Annotated in this window: 22 protein-coding genes and 2 tRNA genes; 14 read left to right on the top strand and 10 right to left on the bottom strand. The window is 72.0% G+C overall.

The annotated features are described in order from the left end of the window. Nucleotides 1-4: 4 nt before the first annotated feature. Nucleotides 5-2,422, top strand: a complete 2,418-nt coding sequence (gene ligD, locus ACFHYO_RS13960) for a DNA ligase D (RefSeq protein ID WP_394321164.1) — start codon at nt 5-7, stop codon at nt 2,420-2,422. Here ligD and dtd read toward each other — a convergent pair. The 4 genes from dtd to ACFHYO_RS13940 are packed head-to-tail and all read right to left on the bottom strand — an operon-like array spanning nt 2,419 to nt 4,026. Next, nucleotides 2,419-2,874 carry a D-aminoacyl-tRNA deacylase gene (gene dtd / locus ACFHYO_RS13955; RefSeq protein ID WP_394321162.1) on the bottom strand — a complete coding sequence of 152 codons (456 nt, stop codon included), beginning with the start codon at nt 2,872-2,874 and terminating at the stop codon, nt 2,419-2,421. The two genes, ligD and dtd, sit on opposite strands and share 4 nt — an antisense overlap. Next, on the bottom strand, nt 2,871-3,284 hold the full coding sequence (locus ACFHYO_RS13950) for a DUF6691 family protein (protein ID WP_394321160.1): 414 nt from the start codon (nt 3,282-3,284) through the stop codon (nt 2,871-2,873). The genes dtd and ACFHYO_RS13950 overlap by 4 nt, the downstream gene beginning before the upstream one ends. Then, complete coding sequence (locus tag ACFHYO_RS13945; RefSeq protein ID WP_512700651.1) at nt 3,281-3,769, bottom strand: YeeE/YedE family protein; 489 nt, start codon at nt 3,767-3,769, stop codon at nt 3,281-3,283. Before ACFHYO_RS13945 ends, ACFHYO_RS13950 begins: the two co-directional genes overlap by 4 nt. 29 nt (nt 3,770-3,798) lie before the next feature. Then, nucleotides 3,799-4,026, bottom strand: a complete 228-nt coding sequence (locus tag ACFHYO_RS13940) for a hypothetical protein (protein WP_036712247.1) — start codon at nt 4,024-4,026, stop codon at nt 3,799-3,801. A 115-nt stretch (nt 4,027-4,141) separates the two neighbouring features. Between ACFHYO_RS13940 and ACFHYO_RS13935 the strand changes: the two genes are divergently transcribed. Beyond that, complete coding sequence (locus tag ACFHYO_RS13935; protein WP_036704162.1) at nt 4,142-4,390, top strand: DUF2312 domain-containing protein; 249 nt, start codon at nt 4,142-4,144, stop codon at nt 4,388-4,390. 131 nt (nt 4,391-4,521) lie between these two features. Here the strand turns inward: ACFHYO_RS13935 and ACFHYO_RS13930 are convergent, their stop codons facing one another. After that, nucleotides 4,522-5,394 carry a hypothetical protein gene (locus ACFHYO_RS13930; protein WP_036735515.1) on the bottom strand — a complete coding sequence of 291 codons (873 nt, stop codon included), beginning with the start codon at nt 5,392-5,394 and terminating at the stop codon, nt 4,522-4,524. 234 nt (nt 5,395-5,628) lie between these two features. Here ACFHYO_RS13930 and ACFHYO_RS13925 point away from each other — a divergent pair, with 234 nt between their 5' ends. Together ACFHYO_RS13925 and ACFHYO_RS13920 are read left to right on the top strand one after the other, a co-directional pair. Then, entirely contained in the window at nt 5,629-7,365 is a 1,737-nt protein-coding gene (locus ACFHYO_RS13925) for an ABC transporter permease (protein ID WP_394321157.1), read from the top strand. A 43-nt stretch (nt 7,366-7,408) separates the two neighbouring features. Further along, a tRNA-Thr gene (locus ACFHYO_RS13920) sits at nt 7,409-7,483 on the top strand. 207 nt (nt 7,484-7,690) lie between these two features. Here the strand turns inward: ACFHYO_RS13920 and ACFHYO_RS13915 are convergent. Then, entirely contained in the window at nt 7,691-8,740 is a 1,050-nt protein-coding gene (locus tag ACFHYO_RS13915; protein ID WP_394321155.1) for a dipeptidase, read from the bottom strand. A 183-nt stretch (nt 8,741-8,923) separates the two neighbouring features. Between ACFHYO_RS13915 and ACFHYO_RS13910 the strand changes: the two genes are divergently transcribed. The 3 genes from ACFHYO_RS13910 (at nt 8,924) to ACFHYO_RS13900 (ending at nt 10,948) form a co-directional block, all read left to right on the top strand. Further along, nucleotides 8,924-9,241, top strand: a complete 318-nt coding sequence (locus ACFHYO_RS13910; protein ID WP_036712503.1) for an antibiotic biosynthesis monooxygenase family protein — start codon at nt 8,924-8,926, stop codon at nt 9,239-9,241. A gap of 130 nt (nt 9,242-9,371) precedes the next feature. Continuing rightward, nucleotides 9,372-10,034: a ParA family partition ATPase gene (gene parA, locus ACFHYO_RS13905; protein ID WP_394321152.1), complete on the top strand. Its 663-nt coding sequence runs from the start codon at nt 9,372-9,374 to the stop codon at nt 10,032-10,034. A gap of 131 nt (nt 10,035-10,165) precedes the next feature. Continuing rightward, a complete protein-coding gene (locus ACFHYO_RS13900) occupies nt 10,166-10,948 on the top strand; it encodes a methyltransferase domain-containing protein (RefSeq protein WP_394321151.1) in 783 nt (260 codons plus the stop codon). Between the two features lie 18 nt (nt 10,949-10,966). Here the strand turns inward: ACFHYO_RS13900 and uvrB are convergent, their stop codons facing one another. Together uvrB and ACFHYO_RS13890 are read right to left on the bottom strand one after the other, a co-directional pair. Next, entirely contained in the window at nt 10,967-13,159 is a 2,193-nt protein-coding gene (gene uvrB / locus ACFHYO_RS13895) for an excinuclease ABC subunit UvrB (protein ID WP_394321149.1), read from the bottom strand. 109 nt (nt 13,160-13,268) lie between these two features. After that, nucleotides 13,269-13,877, bottom strand: coding sequence for a superoxide dismutase family protein (locus tag ACFHYO_RS13890; RefSeq protein ID WP_394321147.1), 609 nt, complete (start codon nt 13,875-13,877; stop codon nt 13,269-13,271). A 156-nt stretch (nt 13,878-14,033) separates the two neighbouring features. Here ACFHYO_RS13890 and ACFHYO_RS13885 point away from each other — a divergent pair, with 156 nt between their 5' ends. The 3 genes from ACFHYO_RS13885 (at nt 14,034) to ACFHYO_RS13875 (ending at nt 14,980) form a co-directional block, all read left to right on the top strand. Beyond that, nucleotides 14,034-14,345, top strand: a complete 312-nt coding sequence (locus ACFHYO_RS13885) for an ETC complex I subunit (RefSeq protein WP_036705758.1) — start codon at nt 14,034-14,036, stop codon at nt 14,343-14,345. Next, the gene (locus ACFHYO_RS13880; RefSeq protein ID WP_394321145.1) at nt 14,333-14,824 is read left to right on the top strand and encodes a GNAT family N-acetyltransferase; all 492 of its coding nucleotides are present in this window, start codon (nt 14,333-14,335) and stop codon (nt 14,822-14,824) included. The genes ACFHYO_RS13885 and ACFHYO_RS13880 overlap by 13 nt, the downstream gene beginning before the upstream one ends. Before the next feature lie 79 nt (nt 14,825-14,903). After that, a tRNA-Arg gene (locus ACFHYO_RS13875) sits at nt 14,904-14,980 on the top strand. A 73-nt stretch (nt 14,981-15,053) separates the two neighbouring features. On the opposite strand, the gene ACFHYO_RS13870 is transcribed toward ACFHYO_RS13875, so the two are convergent. Together ACFHYO_RS13870 and ACFHYO_RS13865 are read right to left on the bottom strand one after the other, a co-directional pair. Then, a complete protein-coding gene (locus tag ACFHYO_RS13870) occupies nt 15,054-15,797 on the bottom strand; it encodes a Bax inhibitor-1/YccA family protein (RefSeq protein WP_036712627.1) in 744 nt (247 codons plus the stop codon). A 132-nt stretch (nt 15,798-15,929) separates the two neighbouring features. After that, the gene (locus tag ACFHYO_RS13865) at nt 15,930-16,919 is read right to left on the bottom strand and encodes an NADPH:quinone oxidoreductase family protein (RefSeq protein ID WP_394321143.1); all 990 of its coding nucleotides are present in this window, start codon (nt 16,917-16,919) and stop codon (nt 15,930-15,932) included. Nucleotides 16,920-17,084: 165 nt separating this feature from the next. Here ACFHYO_RS13865 and ACFHYO_RS13860 point away from each other — a divergent pair, with 165 nt between their 5' ends. The 4 genes from ACFHYO_RS13860 (at nt 17,085) to ACFHYO_RS13845 (ending at nt 20,530) form a co-directional block, all read left to right on the top strand. Further along, complete coding sequence (locus ACFHYO_RS13860) at nt 17,085-17,456, top strand: helix-turn-helix domain-containing protein (protein ID WP_036712630.1); 372 nt, start codon at nt 17,085-17,087, stop codon at nt 17,454-17,456. 137 nt (nt 17,457-17,593) lie between these two features. Next, nucleotides 17,594-18,424, top strand: coding sequence for an inositol monophosphatase family protein (locus ACFHYO_RS13855; protein ID WP_394321141.1), 831 nt, complete (start codon nt 17,594-17,596; stop codon nt 18,422-18,424). A 144-nt stretch (nt 18,425-18,568) separates the two neighbouring features. Next, on the top strand, nt 18,569-19,954 hold the full coding sequence (gene mgtE, locus ACFHYO_RS13850; RefSeq protein ID WP_036701362.1) for a magnesium transporter: 1,386 nt from the start codon (nt 18,569-18,571) through the stop codon (nt 19,952-19,954). Between the two features lie 9 nt (nt 19,955-19,963). Beyond that, nucleotides 19,964-20,530 carry a 5-formyltetrahydrofolate cyclo-ligase gene (locus tag ACFHYO_RS13845; protein ID WP_394321139.1) on the top strand — a complete coding sequence of 189 codons (567 nt, stop codon included), beginning with the start codon at nt 19,964-19,966 and terminating at the stop codon, nt 20,528-20,530. Nucleotides 20,531-20,624 lie beyond the last annotated feature (94 nt).

Genomic DNA, 20,624 nt, shown 5'->3' with positions numbered 1-20,624 from the left:
GGGATTGGACCGCCTCGCGCCCTACGCCGCCAAGCGCGACCCCGCGAAGACGCCCGAGCCGTTCGAGCCCGGCACCCCCTCGGGCGGCGCGCTGCGCTATTCGATGCAGAACCACGACGCGACCCGCCTGCACTGGGACCTGCGGCTCGAGTGGGAGGGGGTGTTGCTCAGTTGGGCTGTGACCCGCGGCCCGTCGCTCGATCCCGCCGACAAGCGCCTCGCCGTGCGGACCGAGGATCATCCGCTGCCCTACCTGACCTTCGAGGGGACGATCCCCAAGGGCGAGTACGGCGCCGGCACGGTGATGCTGTGGGACATCGGCCACTGGCGCCCGGTCGAGGATGCCGCCCGCGGCCTGACCAAGGGGCATCTGCGCTTCCAGCTCTACGGGCGGCGGCTGACCGGGCTCTGGGATCTGGTGCGGATCAAGGGCAAGCCGGCCGACAAGGGCCGCGAGAACTGGCTGATGGTCAAGGCCGAGGATGCCGCCGCCCACCAGCCCGATCCCGTGGCGCGCTATACCACCAGCATCGCCTCGGGCCGGGATTTCGCCGCCATCGCCGCGGGGGCGAAGGCGGTGCCCCTCGAACCGGCGGAGCCGCTGTCGCTGCCGAAACCGGCCGAGCCGATGCTGGCGAAGCTCGTCACCGACCCGCCCGAGGGCGACGACTGGCTGCATGAGGTGAAGATCGACGGCTACCGCGGGCTGGTGCATCTGGGCCGCGGCGGGCCGGTGATCCGCACCCGCAACGGGCTCGACTGGACCGACCGCTTCGCGCCGCTGGTGCCGGTGCTGGCGAGCCTGCCCGCCCGTTCGGCGCTGATCGACGGCGAGATCGTCGCGGGTGCCGGGGCGCAGGGCTTCGCGGCGCTGCAACAGGCGATCACCGACGGCGGACCGTTCGGCTACGTGGCCTTCGACCTGCTGGAACTCGACGGCGCCAGCCTGCGCCGCGAGCCGCTGACCGCGCGCCGCGCGGCGCTTTCGGCGCTGCTCGGCGACCAGCCGCCGCTGGGGATCCTGCAGATGTCGGTGGCGCTGCCCGGCGACGGGGCGGCGGCGCTCGCCGCCATCTGCGCGGCGGGGGGCGAAGGGATCGTCTCGAAACGCGCGGCCAGCGTCTATCGCGCCGGGCGCAGCGATTCGTGGCGCAAGATCAAGTGTGACCGCCGCACCGCCTTTGCCGTCATCGGCTGGGCGAAATCCGACAGCCCCGGGCGTCCCTTCGCCTCGCTGCTGCTGGCCAGCCGCGAGGGCGACGGCTGGCGCTACCGCGGCCGGGTCGGCACCGGCTTCTCGGCCGAGGTGCAGGCGGACCTCGCCGCGCGCATGGCGCCGCTGACCCGCAAAACCGCCCCTGCCGCGGTGCCGCGCAGCGAAACCCGCGGCGTGACCTGGGTCGAGCCGGTGCTGATGGCCGAGGTTCGCTATGCCGAGGAAACGACAGGCGGCATCCTGCGTCACGCGAGCTTTCAGGGCCTGCGCGAGGACAAGATGGCGCCCCCCGCGCCGTCTGAGCCGCCCGTCGTCCGGGTCGAGCGGGTGACGGCCGGGCGCAAGGTGGCGGGCGTCACCATCACCAATCCCGACCGGGTGATCTTCCCCGAGCCGGGCGTCACCAAGGGCGAGCTGGCCGAATACTACGCCGCCGCCGCCCCGCTGATGCTGGCGCATTGCGCCAACCGGCCCCTCTCGTTGGTGCGCCTGCCCGAGGGGATGGGCGGGCAGAGCTTCTTCCAGAAGCACGCCGGCAAGGGGTTTCCGGCCCAGATCGGCCAGACCGATTTGCCGGGCGAGGACGAACCGGCGCTTTACGTCACCTCGGCCGCGGGGCTGGTCGCGGGGGCGCAGATGGGGGTCGTCGAATACCACATCCGCGGGGTGCTGCGCGACCGGCCGGACCGGCCCGACCGGATCGTCTTCGACCTCGACCCCGACGAGGGGCTGGGCTTCGCCGAGGTGAAGGCCGCGGCCTTCGACCTGCGCGACCGGCTTGCGGCGCTAGGGTTGCCGACCTGGCCGATGCTGACCGGCGGCAAGGGCATCCACGTCGTCGGCGACCTGCGCCGCACCGCGGGGTGGGAGGTCGTCAAGCTCTTCGCCCGCAGCTTCGCGCATCTGCTCGCCGCCGAGGCGCCCGATCGCTACGTGGCGGTGATGTCCAAGGCCCGGCGCGAGGGGCGTATCTTCATCGACTGGTTGAGGAACGACACGCAAGCCACCGCCATCGCTCCGTTTTCTTGCCGCGCGCGAGCCGGGGCCACGGTCGCGGTTCCGCTGTCCTGGGCGGCGCTGGAGGCCGAGACGAGCGCGGCGGCCTATGACGTCCGCACCGCGCTTGACGCCGCGCCGCGGATCGCGCCCGCGCGGGCGGCGCCGGTCGGCATCGAGAAGGTCGCCCGCGCGCTGGTCGGCGACTAGGCGCGGTCTCGGTCGGCGCTGTCCATCCAGATCGTCACCGGCCCGTCGTTGACCAGCGAAACCTTCATGTCGGCGCCGAAGGCGCCGGTCTCGACCGGCAGGCCCAGCCCGCGGAGCGCCTCGGCAAAGTGGAGGTAGAGCCGCTCGCCCTCGGCCGGCGGCGCGGCGGTCGAGAAACCGGGGCGGTTCCCGGTGCGGGTGTCGGCGGCCAGCGTGAACTGGCTCACGACCAGCACCGCCCCGCCCACGTCCTGCACCGAGCGGTTCATCTTGTCGGCCGCGTCGCGAAAGATCCGCAGCCGCGCCACGCGGCCCGCCAGCCGCTCGGCGGTGCCCGCATCGTCGCCCGCCATCGCGCAGACCAGCACCAGCAGCCCCGGGCCGATCCGGCCGACCGAGCGACCCGCGACCGTGACCTCGGCCTCGGTCACGCGCTGGATCAGGACCCTCACCGGACCAGCCGCGCGGCGGCCATGCCGGCGAGCATGGCGGCGAGGAAGGCGAGGAACGGCCACGGCGCGATCAGCGCCGAGGCGGCGGCGGGGCCGGGGCAGTAGCCCGCGAGCCCCCAGCCCAGCCCGAACAGCGCCGACCCGACGAAGAGCGGCGCATCGAGCTGCCGGGGCGCGGGGCCGGGCAGCGGTGCGCCGGTGGCGGCACGGGTCACCCGCCCCGCCACGCGCCAGGCCACCGCCATCGCCGCCACCGCGCCGCCCATCACGAAGGCCAGCGTCGGGTCCCAGGCCCCGAACGGGTCGAGGAAGGCGCGCACCTTGGCCGGGTCGGTCATCCCCGCGACCAGCAGCCCGGCCCCGAACAGCGCGCCGCAGAGAAGCGGCAGGATCAGCCGCAGCGCGCTCATGGCGCGACCCCGAGCGCCCGGCCGACCAGCACGCCGACGACACCGAAGCCGAGATAGGTGAAGGTCGCGGCCAGCCCCCGCGGCGCCAGCCGCGAGACGCCGCAGACGCCGTGCCCCGAGGTGCAGCCGTTGGCGAGCCGCGAGCCGAAGCCGACCAGCAGCCCCGCCACGACCAGCACCGGCAGGCCGACGAGCGGCGCGACCCCGTGGCCGGCGCCCGTCGCCACCAGCAGCGCCGGCGCGCCGACGAGGCCCAGCACGAACAGCGCCCGCTCGAGCCACGGCGTCGCGCCGCCGCCCGGCGTCAGCACGCCCGCGATCAGCCCGCTCGCGCCCATGATCCGGCCGGTGCCGAGCAGGAACACCGCCGCGGCCAGCCCGATCATCAGCCCACCGGCGAGCCCCATCATCCAGTCCAGCGGCATCGCGCCCCTCCATCGTCTCCAGGATTTGCGCAAAAATATATTCGGTGTTGCGAATGTCAACGCGGGCGCAGCGGTCGCGCGGGCCCGGCTCAGCGGCCGAGCATGATCCCCAGCACCACCGCCATCAGCCCCAGCATCGACGCCGCGAGCGCGGCCATGTTCACCGCCACCACCCGGCGCATGACGGCGCGCATGGCGGCGTCGTCCAGCGCCCGGCGGCGGGCGCCCAGCACCGCGACGATGCACCAGACGATCCCGGCCAGACCCAGCGCCGCCAGCCCTGCGCCGCCCCAGATCAGCACGTCCCAGACCGTCATCACGCGTCCCCCTTGCCGTTGGCCCCTGTCATCCGCCCGGCCCTAGCGGCGATTGCGCGGGGCGGCAAGACGGCCTAGGAACGGCGCCTCAACCGCCAGCCCCCGAGGAGGCCCCATGAGCGACGACCAGGCTTACGGCATCGCAGCCGGCGAGCTGCGCCAGTTCATCGAACAGTTCGAACAGCTCGACGCCGAAAAGGCCGACATCGCCGAGCGGCAGAAAGAGCTGATGGCCGAGGCCAAGGCGCGCGGCTACGACACCAAGGTGATGCGCAAGGTCATCGCGCTGCGGAAGCGCGACAAGGACGACGTGGCCGAGGAAGAGGCGATCCTCGAGATGTACAAGGCCGCGCTGGGAATGTGACGGCGAGCCGGGCGGGCGGCCGCTCGGCCGCTCGACGGACGCCCGGCGACGTCCGACGGCTCGGCCGTCCGTCGCGCGCCGGACGCGCTCGACCAACGCCCCGGCCGGTTTTCGGGATAAGCCCCGCGGCGTCAGGGGGCGAGGAACTCCACCCCCGGCAGGGCCGCGATCATGGCCACGTCCTCCTCGTAGAGGTCGGTCATCTCGTCCACGAGGTCCTGCGTCCAGCCGGGCAGGGTGACGGTCTCGAGCACCGCCTCGGGGCGGGCGTGCCGGCCCAGCATCTCGGCAAAGATCTTGCGCCGCGCCTCGACTGTCAGGCGGCCGGCCGCCGACAGCGCATCGCGCAGCTCGGTCATGCCCTCGGGCGGCAAGAGCTCGCCCAGCACCGCGAGGCCGGATTTCAGCGGCACGTCGGCCGGCATCCGGGCGATGCGCCGCACCGCCTCGGGCCAGATCAGCGGCGTGTCCTCGTAGCACCAGACGATCACCCGGCGGCCGGGGAAGGCCGCGACGATCGCCTGCATCGCCGGGCCCCAGCGCAGGCTGCGCGGGTCCACACCGGGCATCACCTTGTCGTAGGGCTCGCCGATCCGCTCGATCAGATGCGGGATCTGCAGCGCCGGGTTGCGGATCGCCAGCGACACCTCGACCTCGGCCGAGGGGAAGAGCGCGGCCACCGCCCGGATGCGTCCGCCGGCGGCGGCGAAGAAGCCGCGGTCCGAGAGGCAGCGGGCGGGCGATCCGATCAGCGAGGCCTGGCTCAGCACCATCCGCCGCACCTGGTCGGATTCGAGCAGCGCGTCGTAGATCACCTCCTCCATCGCCGGCGGCGCCTCGCCGCCCTTGAGCGAGCTGAGCGATTCGTCGAGCACCCCCTTGTAGCGGCCGGGCGGCACCACCTCGACGCCCGCGCCGAGCAGCCAGTCGCGGTTCTCCATCAGCGTGCGGATCATCCGCTCGGGCTCGGTGCCGTGGGTGCCGAAGTGGATGGCGACCTGCATCTGGGGCTCCTCAAGCGGGCTGCCCCAAGCGGGACGGGCGTGGCGGATGGGGCAGGCGGGCGGTTCGCGCGCCGCTGCGGGCCGCAACTTAGCGGCGCGGCGTGGACAGTCAAACCGCTTTGCGATAGCCGGGGCCGTCCCTTCGGCGTCGCGGGCCGGTCCCGGCGACGTCCCCCGCGACGTTCCCCCCAAGGCGCCCGACCCGGTCGCCGTCCTCGACAGGGTGAGCCCACGATGCCCGCAGCCGCTGCCCCCCCGCGTCCGCCCGCGCCCCTCCCCCCGCCGGGGCCCGCCCCCGCGCCCGCCCCCGCCGCCCGCCGCGCGGTGCAGGAGCTGCGGCACGGCGCCGGGATTGGCTGGTCGCTCGGGGCGCTGGCCATCGCCGCCCTCGTGCTCGCCCCGGTCGTCGCGGTCGCGGTCATGGCGCTGAACCCGACCGACAACATCTGGCCGCACCTGATCGCCACCACCCTGCCGCGCTACCTGACCAACACGCTGATCCTTGCGCTCGGGACCGGGCTGATGGCGGCGGCGACGGGGGCCGGGGCGGCCTGGCTCGTCACCATGTTCCAGTTCCCCGGCCGCCGCGCGCTCGAGTGGATGCTGCTTATGCCGCTGGCCGTGCCGGCCTATATCGGCGCCTATGCGCTAGCCGATTTCCTCGACTATTCCGGCCCGGTGCAGACGGCGCTGCGCGAGGCGATGGGCTATGCCTCGGCCCGCGACTACTGGTTCCCGCGCATCCGCTCGATCGAGGCGGCGATGGTGGTGCTGGCCGCCTCGCTCTACCCCTACGTCTATTTGCTGGCCCGCGCCGCCTGGCTCGAGCAATCCGCCTCGGCCTACGAGGCTGCGCGCGCGCTCGGCACCGGGGGCTGGGGTTTGTTCCGCCGGGTGGGCCTGCCGCTGGCGCGGCCCGCCATCGTCGCCGGCGCCGCGATCGCGATGATGGAGTCGGTCGCGGACTACGGCGTGGTCAGCTATTTCGGCGTCCAGACCCTGAACACCGGCATCTTCACCACCTGGCTCGAGGGCCAGAACGCCGGCGGCGCGGCGCAGATCGCGCTGGTGATCCTGGCGCTCGTGGCGCTGATCATGCTGCTCGAGCGGGCGGGGCGGCGGCGGGCGCGCTATCACCAGAGCGCCCGGCATCCCCGACCGGTGATCCGCACGCGGCTCACGGGCCTCGCGGGGGCGGCGGCGACGCTTGCCTGCCTCGCGCCGTTCCTGGTCGGCTTCGTGCTGCCGGTGGCGGTGATCGGGCACTACGCCATCGCCTATCCGCAGGGCTGGTTCGGGCCGGGGCTGGCAAAGGCGCTCAGCCACACGCTGACGCTGGGCGGCGGGGCGGCGGTGGTCACTGTGCTGGCCGCGATGTTCATGGTCTATGGGGTGCGGCTGTCGGGGCTGCGCCTGCCGCGGCTGCTTCTGCCGGTCACGACCATCGGCTACGCCGCCCCCGGGGCGGTGCTGGCGGTGGGCATCCTCTTCCCGCTCGCCGCGCTCGACCACCGGGTCGCCGACGCGATCGAGGCCCTCACGGGGCGCGACCCCGGGCTGCTGCTGACCGGCACCGGCTTCGCCATCATCGTGGCCTATGTGGTGCGGTTCTTCGCGCTGGGGCAGGGGGCGCTCGACGCGGCCTTCACCCGCGTGCCGCCGTCGCTGCCGATGGCGGCGCGCTCGCTCGGGCGCGACGCGGGGGGCGTGCTGCGCGACCTCTACGTGCCGCTGATGCGCGGCTCGGTCGCCTCGGCGCTGCTGGTGGTGTTCGTGGACTGCACCAAGGAGCTGCCGGCGACGCTGCTGCTACGGCCTTTCAACTACGAGACGCTGGCCACGCGGGTGCATGAAAAGGCGAGCCTCGAGGATCTGGGCAATGCCGCGCCCGCGGCGCTGCTGGTGATGGCGGTGGGGCTGGTCGCGGTGGCGCTGCTGGCCCGCACCAACCTCGGCCGGGGGCGCGGCTGAGCGCGCTTGCGCCGCGGCCCCGCTGGTCCTATCTCGGGGCGGCGCCGGCTTAGCTCAGTGGTAGAGCGTCTGATTTGTAATCAGGGGGTCGGGGGTTCAAATCCCTCAGCCGGCACCATGCGCGCCCCACCCGGTCTGTGCTGTCCTGCGCCGTCCTGTCCCGCGCCCGTCCTGTCCTGCGCTGGCCATCCAGCCCCGCCCCGCTCGACCGGCCGCGCCGCGGCGCCGGGTCATGCCTCCGGCGGGGATATTTTCATCAAGGAGAATGACGCGGGGGCGAGCAAGCGTGGGGCCCGCAAGAGAGGCGGCGCGGGATGGGGAGGTCTCAGCCGCCCCAGCTGCGGGCGAGCACATCCACCCAGTTCCGCCAGGCGATGCGCTCGGTCAGGGCGCGGCCGTAGCCATGCGCCTCCATCGCCGCGACCAGCCCGGGCAGGGCGGCGGCGTCGCCGAGGTCCGCGGGCATCACCGCCCCGTCGAAGTCCGATCCCAGCGCCACGCCCCCCTCGCCAAGGATTCCGAGCAGGTGGTCGAGGTGGCGCAGCAGCAGGTCGAAGCCCGCGAAGCGCTCGCGCCGGCCGTCGGGGCGCAGGAAGCCGGTGTTATAGTTGAGCCCCACCACCCCGCCGCTGTCGGCGATCTGGCGCAGCTGGCGGTCGGTCAGGTTGCGCGAGCTGGCCGAGATCGCGTGCACGCCGGAATGGGTGGCGACAAGCGGCGCGACCGACAGCGCCGCCACGTCGTCACAACCCTTCTCGTTCAGATGCGACAGGTCGATCAGGATCTTGAGCGCGTTGCACTCGCGCACCAGCGCCTTGCCTGCCGCCGTCAGCCCGTCGCCGCGGTCGGGCGACGAGGGGAAGGCGAAGGGCACCCCGGTCGCATAATCGGTCGGCCGCGACCAGACGAAGCCCAGCGAGCGCATCCCCAGCCCGTGCCACAGATGCAGCGCGTCGAGGCTCGGGATCGCCTCGGCGCCTTCCATGTGCAGGATCGCCGCAATCTGCCCGGCGTCCATCGCCGCGCGGATGTCGGCGGCGCTGCGGCAGACCGAGAGCGTCCCGGTCCGCTCGAGCGCGAACAGCGCCGCGGCCTGGGCGAAGGCCTGCGGCAGCGCGGTGGCGGCGGGGACGGGGTCGGGCAGGGGCAGGTCGAAGGGCGGGGTCTCCTTGGCCTTCAGCAGCGCCTCGATGTCGCCGGTCTCGGGGTCGGGGATCCACATGGCGAAGAACCCGCCCGCCATGCCGCCGCTTTTCAGCCGCGGCAGGTCCATGTGGCCGGTCCCGTCGCCGTTCAGCCACAGCGCCGGGCCGTCCGGCCCCGCGGCCACGGCGCGTTGCAGATAGTCGTTGTGGCCGTCGAACACCGGGATCATGGGCCTCTCCTCGGGCAGGTCAGGGCTGGGCGGTCGAGGTGTTTCACCCCGCGCCGGGCGATGCAAGGCCGCGCGGGCCGGCCCCCGGACCCGGCCCCGCGGGGTGGCGCGAGGGGGTGGCCCGGTGTCGGCACCCGTGGCAGACTGCGCCCAGGACAGCCTGACGCGACAAAGGAGCCCGCCATGCCCCAGATCAGCACCGACGCCGTCGGCCAGACGGTGATCTGCACCTTCGACGTGACCCCGGGCACGGCGCAGGACGTGCTCGATGCGCTGAACGACGCCTATGCCGCGGTGATCTCGCGCCAGGCGGGGTTCATCGCCGCCGCGGTGCACCTGAACGACGCCCAGACCCGGATCGCCACCTATTCGCAGTGGTCCGACCGCAAGGACTATCAGGCGATGCTGCGCACACCCGAGATGCGCGAGCGCAACCGCGTCATCCACACCATGTGCCGCAGCTTCGAGCCGGTGATGTACGAGGTTGCCTCGGTCTATTGACCGCTGCCGGCCGGGCGGGCAGCGCGCGGCCCCGGCGCCCTGGCCAGCGGCGCGCAGGGCCGCGCAGCCTTGCCCTTCGCGGCCGCCCGTGCGACGTCGTTTCCAAGGCAGTACGGCCAGGGGAAGCCAGATGACCGGACGCATCATCACCGTCGCCCAGCAGAAGGGCGGGTCCGGCAAGACCACGCTCACCGTCAACCTCGCCATCGCGCTGCGCCGCCAGGGGCTTCGCGTGGCGGTGCTCGACACCGACCCGCAGGGCAGCCTCGGGCGCTGGTTCATCGAGCGGATGGACCGGGTGGGCGAGGACGAGGGGCTCGAGTTCACCACCTCGTCGGCCTGGGGGGCGAGCTACGAGGGTGAGAAGCTCAAGCGCCGCTTCGACGTGGTGCTGATCGACACGCCCCCGAAGATCGAGAGCGACCTGCGCCCGGCGCTGCGGATCGCCGACCTGATAGTGGTCCCGGTGGCGTCGAGCCAGGTGGATTTGTGGGCGACCGAAGGGGTGCTGGACCTCGCCCAACGCGAGAAGCGGCCGGTGCTGATCGTGCTGAACCGGGTGCGCCCCAACACCCGCCTCGGGGCCGAGGTCGCCGCGGGGGCCGCGGCGCTCGGCGTCGATGTGGCCGAGACGACGGTCGCCAACCGCGTCGCCTATGCCGAGACGCTGGGGCAGGGCAGCGCGGTGGCCGAAGGCCAGAAGGGCCCGGCCCGCGACGAGATCGCGGCGCTGGCCGATGAGGTCATGTCCCACGCCGGCGGCGCCGGGGCGCGGACGGTGCGGGCGGGCTGAGCCGCCGGGCTGCGAAATCCGCGCCGGCGTCGGGGGCCGCCGGCCGCGCTGACCTCTCGACTCTCGCCGCAGGCCGGGCCACACAAATCCCTCATGGCCGCACCGGCCGGGGATGAGCGCGAGCGCAGCAGATGACCGAGACCACCATCGACCCAGACACCACACCCGCGGCGGCACAAGATCCCGCGCCGCACCGGGCCGATTTCAGCGACATCGCCGGGGCGACCGCGATCCCGGCGCTCGACGCGCCGCTCGACGACGAGGCGCTGCGGGCGCAGGTCACCGCGCTCGGGCCCTGGTTTCACAACATCCGCCTGTCCCCCGGCGTCGAGACCCGCGCCATCGCCCCCAGCGTCGGCCCGCAGCCGGCCGATCACCCGCTGCGCCGCTGGCACGTTTATGCGGATGTGCTGCCCGCCGACATGACCGGGATGCGGGTGCTGGACCTCGGCTCGGCCGACGGGTTCTTCGCCATCGAGATGGCGCGCCGCGGCGCCCATGTGCTCGCCCAGGATTTCTGGGGCGCGATGATCAAGCGGCTGCGGTTCGCAGCCCAGGCGACAGGGACGCATGACCGGATCTGGACCCGCGTGGGCGACGTCAACGCCATCGCCGAGGGCGAGCGCTACGACGCCATCCTCTGCCTCGGGCTGCTCTACCACCTGCGCCACCCGTTCCACGATCTGGAACGCATCGCCCGCGCCTCGGACCTGCTGTGGCTCGAGACGACGCTGCACGACGGCGAGGGCAGCTTCATCCACTTCAAGCCGCCGGCCGAGGGGGTGCACCACATTCGCAAGTGGTTCCCGACGCGGGCCTGCGTCCGCGACATGCTGGACGAGTGCAAGTTCACCACCATCGAGGACATTCCCGACCCGACGCCCGGGCGCGGCTCGTTCCTCGCCCGGCGCTGAGGCGGCCGCCGCGGGGCCTCAGCCCCGCCGCTTGCTGCGCTTGTTGCCGCCGCGCTGGCCCGCCCGGCCGGCGGTCGAGCGTCCCGACGCCGCGACCGCCGCCTCGGCGGCCTCCTCGACCGCCTGCTGGCGGGCGAGCGGGTCGTCGGCGATGGTCAGCTCGACCGCTTCCAGCCGCTTGACCTCGTCCCTCAGCCGCGCGGCCTCCTCGAACTCGAGGTTCTCGGCGGCCTTGCGCATCTGCACCCGCAGCGCGTCGAGATGGGCCGCGAGGTTGCCGCCGACCAGCGGCTTGTCGACCTTGGTCGTGATCCGCGCCTGATCGGTGTCGCCCTGCCAGAGACCGGCCAGCACATCCTCGACGTTCTTGCGGACGGTCTGCGGGGTGATGCCGTGTTCCTCGTTATAGGCCATCTGCTTGGCGCGCCGCCGCTCGGTCTCGGCCATGGCGCGTTCCATGCTGCCGGTGATGTGGTCGGCATAGAGGATCACCCGCCCGTCGACGTTCCGCGCCGCCCGCCCGATCGTCTGGATCAGCGAGGTTTCCGAGCGCAGGAACCCCTCCTTGTCGGCATCGAGGATCGCCACCAGCCCGCACTCGGGGATGTCGAGCCCCTCGCGCAGCAGGTTGATCCCCACCAGCACGTCATAGGCGCCCAGCCGCAGGTCGCGCAGGATCTCGATCCGCTCGATCGTGTCGATGTCCGAGTGCATGTAGCGCACCCGGATTCCCTGTTCGTGCAGGTATTCGGTCAGATCCTCGGCCATGCGCTTGGTCAGCGTGGTGACCAGCGTGCGGTAGCCCTGGGCGCTGACCTTGCGGACCTCGTCCAGCAGGTCGTCCACCTGCGTCTCGACCGGCCGGATCTCGATCACCGGGTCCAGAAGCCCGGTCGGGCGGATCACCTGCTCGGTGAAGACGCCGCCGGTCTGGTCCAGCTCCCAATCCGCGGGGGTGGCCGAGACGAAGACCGACTGGGGGCGCATCGCGTCCCATTCCTCGAACTTGAGCGGGCGGTTGTCCATGCAGGACGGCAGGCGGAAGCCGTGCTCGGCCAGCGTGAACTTGCGCCGGAAGTCGCCGCGGTACATCCCGCCGATCTGTGGCACGCTGACGTGGGATTCGTCGGCGAAGACGATGGCGTTGTCGGGGATGAACTCGAACAGCGTCGGCGGCGGCTCGCCCGGCGCGCGGCCGGTCAGGTAGCGCGAGTAGTTCTCGATCCCGTTGCAGACGCCCGTCGCCTCGAGCATCTCGAGGTCGAAGTTGGTGCGCTGTTCCAGCCGCTGCGCCTCCAAGAGCTTGCCCTCGTCGGTCAGCTGTTTCAGCCGGTTCTCAAGTTCGATGCGTATCCCCTTGATCGCCTGCTGCAATGTCGGGCGCGGGGTGACGTAGTGGCTGTTGGCGTAGATGCGGATCTGCTTGTACTCAGCCTCTTTCGCGCCGGTCAGCGGGTCGAACTCGGTGATGCTCTCAAGCTCGTTGCCGAAGAAGGAAAACCGCCAGGCACGGTCCTCGAGGTGGGCGGGCCAGACTTCGACCAGATCGCCGCGCACCCTGAACGCGCCGCGCTGGAAGGCGGTGCCGAGCCGCTTGTACTGCTGGGCCACCAGCTCGCCGATGAACTGGCGCTGGTCGTAGCTCTGGCCCACGACCATGTCCTGGGTCATGGCCGAGTAGGTCTCGACCGAGCCGATGCCGTAGATGCAGCTCACCGAGGCCACGATGATGACGTCGTCTCGTTCCAGCAGCGCGCGGGTGGCCGAGTGGCGCATCCGGTCGATGGCCTCGTTGATCTGGCTTTCCTTCTCGATGTAGGTGTCCGACCGTGGGACGTAGGCCTCGGGCTGGTAGTAGTCGTAGTAGCTGACGAAGTACTCGACCGCGTTCTCGGGGAAGAAGCCCTTGAACTCGCCATAAAGCTGCGCGGCCAGCGTCTTGTTCGGGGCGAGGATGATCGCCGGGCGCTGGGTTTCCTCGATCACCTTGGCCATGGTGAAGGTCTTGCCGGTGCCGGTCGCGCCCAGCAGCACCTGGTCGCGCTCGCCGGCGCGCACCCCCGCGGTCAGCTCGACGATGGCGGTCGGCTGGTCGCCCGCGGGCTGGAACTCGCTGTGCATGACGAAGCGGCGCCCGCCCTCGAGCTTCTCGCGCGGCTTCGACGGGGTCAGAAGCAGCGGCATCGGGGCGTTGGTGTTGTTGTGAGCCATGACGGGACCTTGCGGGGGGACGCCCAGAAGGGTGGGGGTGGCGACGGGTGTTTGCAAGCCGAAGGGCCGCCCCATGACGGGACGGCCCTCAGGCGCGCGGGCGCCTCGGTCAGTTGGTGGCGGCCGTCGCCTCGAACACGCCGCAGGCGATGCGGTCGCCGGCATTGCCGGCCGGCTGCGAGACGTAGTCGTCGGCGTCCGCGTGCACGATGAAGCTGCCGCCGTCGGCGTCCATCACGTCGGCGAGCTTCACGCCCTCGAGGAAGAACTCCTGATTGATCGGGCCGCCGCCGGCCGAGTCGATGTTGGGCAGGTCGCCCGCGTGCATCCCCTCGGGGTGCAGCGCGCCGTGCTGCTTGCCCCCGGCAAGGTGCCCGCCGGCCGACTTGAAGTCCGGGCCTTCGCACTTGCCGGTCTCGTGGATGTGGATCGCGTGCGGGCCATCCGGCAGCTTGGCGAGGTGCAGGATGACGTGCAGCGACCCCGACGGCGTGTCGGAGAGCGTGACGCTGCCCATCTCGGCCCCGTCCGCGCCCTTGAGCGTGGCGGCAGCCTGCTGGGTCGCGGCGGCCGCCTCGGTCGTCGCGGCCGGGGCCGCGGGCGCCTGGGCGTGGGCAAAGAGCGGGACGAGGGCGAGCGCGGCGCCGAGCATCAGCGCGCCAAGCATCCGCGGGGCGGGGAGGGTCTCGGCGCGGGTCGCGGCATGGGGGCGGGTCATGGGCGTATCCTCTCGATGACGGGTGGCAGGGCTCAACGCGAGGACGCCGCCCGCGTTCCCGCCGCCTGACCGCACGCCCCGATCCGCCCGCTTGATCCCGGCGCGCGGCTGCGGCACAAGACGGACGCAAGCCTGTAGCCCGAAGGGTCGTTTCCCATGCGCGTCCGCATCTTCCAGCCTGCCCGCAACGCGATGCAGTCGGGCACCGCCCGCACCCGCGGCTGGGTGCTGGAGTTTCCGCAGGATGCCCCCCGGGCGATCGACCCGCTGATGGGCTGGACCTCGAGCGGCGACACCCAGTCGCAGGTCCGCCTGCGCTTCGCCACCCGCGCCGAGGCCGAGGCCTACGCCAAGGCCAACGACCTGGACTATGTGGTGGTCGAGCCGAACAAGCGCGCCCCGAACGTCCGCCCGCGCGGCTACGGCGAGAACTTCGCCACCGACCGGCGGGCACCGTGGACCCACTGACCTCCGGCGCGGCCGACGACCGCCTGACCGTCGGGCGCGAGGATCCGCTGACCCCTGACCTCGGGCTGCTGTTCGAGCGCCACCACGCCTTCTGCCACGCCGACACGCCGCCCGAGTCGATCCACATGATGGACCGCGCGGGGCTGGCGGCCGAGGGCGTGGCGCTGTTCGTGATGCGCGACGCCGGGCAGCCGCTGGCGATGGGCGCGATCAAGCGGATCGGCGAGGAGCATGGCGAGATCAAGTCGATGCACGTCCTCGACGAGGCCCGCGGCCGCGGCCTCGCCGCGCTGATGGTCACGCATCTGGTCGAGGCCGGGCGGGAAATGGGGCTCGCGCGCCTGTCGCTCGAGACCGGCGCGCAGCCAAGCTTTGCGCCCGCCCGCGCGCTCTACGCGCGCGCCGGGTTCGCGGAATGCCCGCCCTTCGGCGACTATCGCCCCGATCCGATGAGCGTCTTCATGACGCGGGCGATCTGACCGGGGGGCCGAGGCCGCAGGTCGCCCCGGCCTGTCCCTTGCACGCGCGCGGCATTTGGCGCAGAGAAACCGGCAGCGCGGGCCCGTAGCTCAACTGGATAGAGCAGCCGACTTCTAATCGGCAGGTTGAGGGTTCGAGCCCTTCCGGGCCCGCCATGCAGATTTCAGATCCCGGCATGAGGAAAGGGCCGGCGTTTCCGCCGGCCCCCGTCAACTCAGTGCCTGAGGATCACTCCTGCTGGCCCATGAAGCTCAGCAGGAAGGTGAAGAGGTTCAGGAAGTCCAGGTACAGCGTCAGCGCACCCATGATCGCCGACTTGCCGATGAAGTCGCTGTTGGACGCGGCGAGCTCGAGGTAGGTGTTCTTGATCCGCTGGGTGTCATAGGCGGTCAGACCCGCGAAGATCAGCACGCCGATGGTCGAGATCGCAAACGCGACCGCGCCCGAGCCGACGAAGATGTTGACGATCATCGCGATGATGAGGCCGACGAGACCGATGATCAGGAACCGCCCCATCGCCGTCAGGTCACGCTTGGTCGTGTAACCATAGAGCGACAGCGCCGCGAACCCGCCCGCGGTGGCGAGGAAGGTCGTCACGATCGACGCATCGGTGTAGCGCAGGAAGATCGAGCTGAGCGAGGCGCCCATCGCCGCGGCGAAGGCATAGAACATCAGCGTGGCGCCCTGCGTGGACAGCCGGTTCAGCGCCGCGCCGAACGCGAACACCATCAGGAGCGGCAGGAACATGATCACCCAGCGCACCGGCGACTGGTAGATCACCCGCCCGAACTCGGTCCAGGCGCCCGGGCCGCCGGCCATCTCGGCAAAGCCCCAGGCGACCGCGGCGCTGACCGCCATGCCGGCCGTCATCAGGCTGTAGACCTTGTTCATATAGGCCCGCAGGCCCTCGTCATAGACCGCAGCACGGGGGGCCGTCGTGGCCGGGCGGCGGATCGTGTTGTAGTCTGCCATCGTCGTTCCTTGATCGAGTAAGCTCTGCAGCCCGCGCCAAGGCGGACTGTCACGGAAATATCGTGGCCGCACCGCGAGTTTTCAACCGCCAGGCGGCGAAAAACGGCCCGCTCCGGCGTTCCGCGCGGGGCGTCACGCCCGCCCCGGCTCGGGTGCGATGGAGAGCACGACCTTGCCCACCGCGCCGCGCCCGCGCAGCAACGCGTAGCCGGCGGCGGCCTCCTCGAGCGGCAGGACGGTGCCGGTGGTCGGGCGCAGGCGACCCGCGGCATAAAGCGCGAAGGCCGCGTCGAGGCTGGCGCGCAGGGCGGCGGGATCGGTGGTGCGGTAGCCGCCCCAATAGAAGCCGATGATCGAGATGTTCTTGACCAGCGCGTGGTTCAGCGGCAGCGCCGGCGGCCGCCCGCCGGCAAAGCCGATCAGCAGGTGCCGCCCGCCGGGACGCAGCGCCCGGAACGCCGCCAGCCCCGGCGCGTCGCCCACGGCGTCATAGACGATGTCCACCCCGCCCAAGGCCTTGAGCGCGGCGGTCAGGTCCTCGACCTCGGCGCTGTCGATCAGATCGGTCGCGCCGGCGCGTGCGGCTGCCTCCAACTTGTCGGCGCCGCGCGCGATGGCGATCACGCGGGCGCCCGAGACGGCGGCGATCTCGACCGCCGTCAGCCCGACCCCGCCGCCGGCGCCCAGCACCGCGACCGTCTCGCCCGCCGCCAGCCGGCCCGGCCCGGTCAGGGCGAGGTGGCTGGTGCCGTAGGCGACCTGAAAGCCGGCCGCGTCCTCCATCGGCATGGCGTCGGGGATCGGGGTGCAGCGGTCGGCCGCGAACACGCCGCGGTCGGCGAGCGTGCCGTGCGCGCTGACCGCCACTCGCGTGCCGGGGGCAAGGGTGACGCCCGGACCCGCCGCCTCGACCACGCCCGCGCCCTCGAGCCCGGCGGTGAAGGGCACCGGCGGGGTGTCCTGATAGCGCCCCTCGGCCATCAGCAGGTCGGCAAAGTTCAGCGCCGCTGCATGCAGCCGCACGGCGACCTCGCCCGGGCCCGGCGCGGGGCTCCCGTGGGTGGGGCTGAAAGCCAGTTCAGGATCCGCCCCGGTTGCGTTGATTCGGATCATCCGGTCCATCTCGCCCTCGCTTCTGGTGCCATTGCGGCCCTCTCAATTGGGGGTCGCCATACCACCCCCGGTTGGACCTGTCTTTTTAGGCAGAGCATGCCGGTTGTCATGCGAATATGCTCGCACCGGCCGTTTCGCAGCGTTATTTCCCGTCTCACTTGCACGAGGTTCCTGATGAAACACGTTGTCGATGTGCACGTCGGCCAAAGGATCCGGCATCGCCGCTGGACGATTGGCATGACCCAACAGCAGCTCGCCGATTCCGTCGGCATCAAGTTCCAGCAGATCCAGAAGTACGAGACGGGCATGAACCGCGTCTCGGCCTCGCGGCTCTGGGACATTGCCCGCTCGATGGACGTCCCGGTGGCGTTCTTCTTTGAGGGGCTGTCCGGTCCGGCGCCCGCCGAATTGGACCTGATCTCCGACAAGGAGGCGCTGCAGTTGATCCGCGCGTACTACAGCATCCCCGAGGCTCAGCGTCGCCAGATCTTCGAACTGGCTCGCGTGCTGTCGGTGAGCGCCAACCCGACCCCGCTCTCGGCCTGACGGTCGCCCGTTCTTCGGGCAACTTCGGACAGCAGCGGGCGTTCGCCAGCACCACCTTGGGGTGCGGCGGGTGGCGTCCCCTGTTGTCGTCGGCTAAGGCTCAGGGGAAACCCGGCCCCAGTCAGAAGGCCACGCCGATGAGCCAAAAGATCAGTCCCGCGCGGTTTGATCTCGCGCGGAACGAGCAAACTGCCCGGTCCCTGCGCGAGACCGCATGGGCGTTGGCCGACGCGGCGCGCGTCGAGACCCTGCGCCCCTTCCGCAGCCCGGCGCTCGCCCCTGACAACAAGCTGGCCACGGGGTTCGACCCGGTGACCGAGGCCGACCGCGCCTGCGAGCGCGCCATGCGCGCGATCCTCGCCGCGCGCCGGCCCGACGACGCCATCGTGGGCGAGGAATACGGGCCCACGCCCGGATCCAGCGGCCTGACTTGGGTGCTGGATCCGATCGACGGCACCCGCGCCTACCTGTGCGGCGCGCCGAGCTGGGGGGTGCTCATCGGGGTGACCGATGCGCAGGGGCCGATCTACGGCATCATCGACCAGCCCTGGACGGGTGAGCGGTTCGAGGGCGGGCTCGGGACCGCTGCCATCGCCTCGCCGCACGGGCTCGCGTCGCTCGGGGTGCGGCGCGGCGTGGCGCTGGCGCAGGCGACGCTGATGACGACCTTCCCCGAGGTCGGCACGCCCGAGGATGGCGCCGCCTTCCGCCGGGTGGCGGGGGCGGTGCGGCTGACGCGCTACGGGCTCGACTGCTATGCCTACGGGCTGCTGGCGCTCGGCTGCGTCGATCTGGTGATCGAGGCGGGGCTGCAGCCCTATGACATCGTGGCGCCCGTCGCGGTGGTCGAGGCGGCGGGCGGGATCGTCACCGACTGGCAGGGCGGACCGGCCCATCACGGCGGCCGGGTGATCGCTGCCGCCACGCCCGAACTGCACGCCGCTGCGCTGGAGCTGCTGGCGGGTTGAGGTGGGCGGGCGCGGCGGACCCGCCCGCGCCCCCTCCCTGACCCCACGCGTCCTCAACTCCTGCGCCACGCCTCGCGCGTTGCCCGCGCACCACGCCCGGCCTATGGTCGCGCCGCAACCCACCCTCTGCCGAAGGCCGCCCGCATGACCGACCCGCGCCCGCGCGACAACGACCCCGAGGACGACGACTTCGTCCCCGCCCGCGCGCTGGTGGCCGAGGTCGTCGAGGCCATCGACGCGGGCGACGCCGCCGGGCTGAACGCGCTGCTGGAACCCGTCCACGGCGCCGACATCGCCGACCTCATCGAGCAGTTGCCGCCGCACCGGCGGCGCGAGTTCATCCGCCTCTACTCGGGCGAGATCGACGCCGAGATCCTGACCGAGATCGACGAATCGCTGCGCGAGGAGGTGATCGAGCAGCTCCCGCGCGAGGTCGTGGCGGAAGCCGTCCGCGAGATGGACACCGACGACGTGGTGGACCTGCTCGAGGACCTCGACCCGCCCGAGCGCGAACAGATCCTCGCCGCGCTCGACGCCGAGGACCGGGTCGCCGTCGAACAGTCGCTGACCTATCCCGAATACTCCGCCGGGCGCCTGATGCAGTCCGAGGTGGTGACCGCGCCGCAGCACTGGACGGTGGGCGAGACCATCGACTTCCTGCGCCGCGAGGACTGGCTGCCGGACCAGTTCTACCACGTCATCCTGGTCGATCCGCGCCGTCACCCGGTCGGCTACGTGACACTCGGCCGGCTGCTGTCGGCGCAGCGCACGACGCGGCTGGCCGACATCGCCGAGGACAGTTTCCGCACCATCGGCGTGCTGCAGGACGAAGGCGATGTGGCCTATGCCTTCAATCAGTACCACCTCATATCGGCCCCCGTCGTGGATGCCGACGACCGGCTGGTGGGCGTCATCACCATCGACGACGCGATGGGCGTGCTCGACGAAGAGCACGAAGAGGACATGCTGCGCCTCTCGGGCGTCAACGAGGAAAGCCACGTCTCGGACGGCGCCTTTGCCACCGCCCGCCAGCGGTTGCCGTGGCTGGTGGTGAACCTCTTCACCGCGTCGCTCTCGGCCATCGTGATCTCGCGCTTCGAGGACACGATCTCGTCGCTGGTGATGCTGGCCGCGCTGATGCCGATCGTCGCCTCGACGGGGGGCATTGCCGGGACCCAGTCGCTCGCGGTCGCGGTGCGGGCGCTTGCCACCCGCGACCTGACCTCGAGCAACGCCCGCCGCGTCGTGCGGCGCGAGCTTTTCGCCGGGATGTTGAACGGCATGGGGCTGGCGCTGATCCTCGGCCTCGCCGGGACACTGATTTTCGGCGATCCGAAGCTGGGGATGGTGCTGGCGATGGCGATGATCGTGAACCAGATCGTGGCCGCGCTCGGGGGGGTGCTGGTGCCGCTGACGCTCGAGCGGCTGGGTCTCGACCCGGCGCTGGCCTCGGGGACGTTCGTCACCACGCTGACCGACGTGATGGGCTTCCTGGCCTTCCTTGGCCTCGCCACCGTGATCCTGTTGTGAGGGTGCGCCGTGGGGGGTGACGTGGACGCGGATGTCGTGGCGCAGAAGACGGCGCTGCGGACGCAGGCGCTGACCGGGCGGCTTGCGGGCGGCGAGGCGGCGGCGCTGGCGGCGAACCTGAGGCGGGCGCTCGCGCCCCATGCGGGCCGGGTGCTGGCCGGCTACTGGCCGATGCGCGGCGAGGCCGATCCGCGCCCGGCGATGGAGGCCCACGACGGCCTGCTGTGCCTGCCCGTCGTGCCGGGCCGGGGGCAGCCGCTGGTCTTTCGCCTCTGGCGCGGCGAGGCGCTGGTGCCGGGCAGCTTCGGCACCTCGCACCCGCCCGATTCGGCGCCCGAGGTCACGCCCGAGGTGCTGATCGTCCCGCTGGTGGGGTTCGACGCGGCGCTGCACCGGCTGGGCTACGGCGGCGGGTTCTATGACCGCACACTCGCCCGGCTGCGCGCCGCCGGGCCGGTCACGGCGATCGGGCTCGGCTGGGCGGGGCAGCAGCTTCCGGCGATTCCCGCGACGGCGACGGACGAGCGGCTCGACGCGATCGTCACCGACCGTGGCATCCTCGCCACCCCGGCCTGATCCCCCCGCAGCGGTCACGCTGTGGATGGCCCTGTGGACAACCCTTGATAACTGCTGAACGACCGCCCCCAAGCCGCGCGCGGGGCTGATTTTT

It is taken from the genome of Paracoccus panacisoli (assembly GCF_042435015.1).
Classification (GTDB): Bacteria; Pseudomonadota; Alphaproteobacteria; order Rhodobacterales; family Rhodobacteraceae; genus Paracoccus; species Paracoccus panacisoli.
Note: the sequence above shows the minus strand (reverse complement) of the source record. Positions and strands in the feature narration are given on the sequence as shown.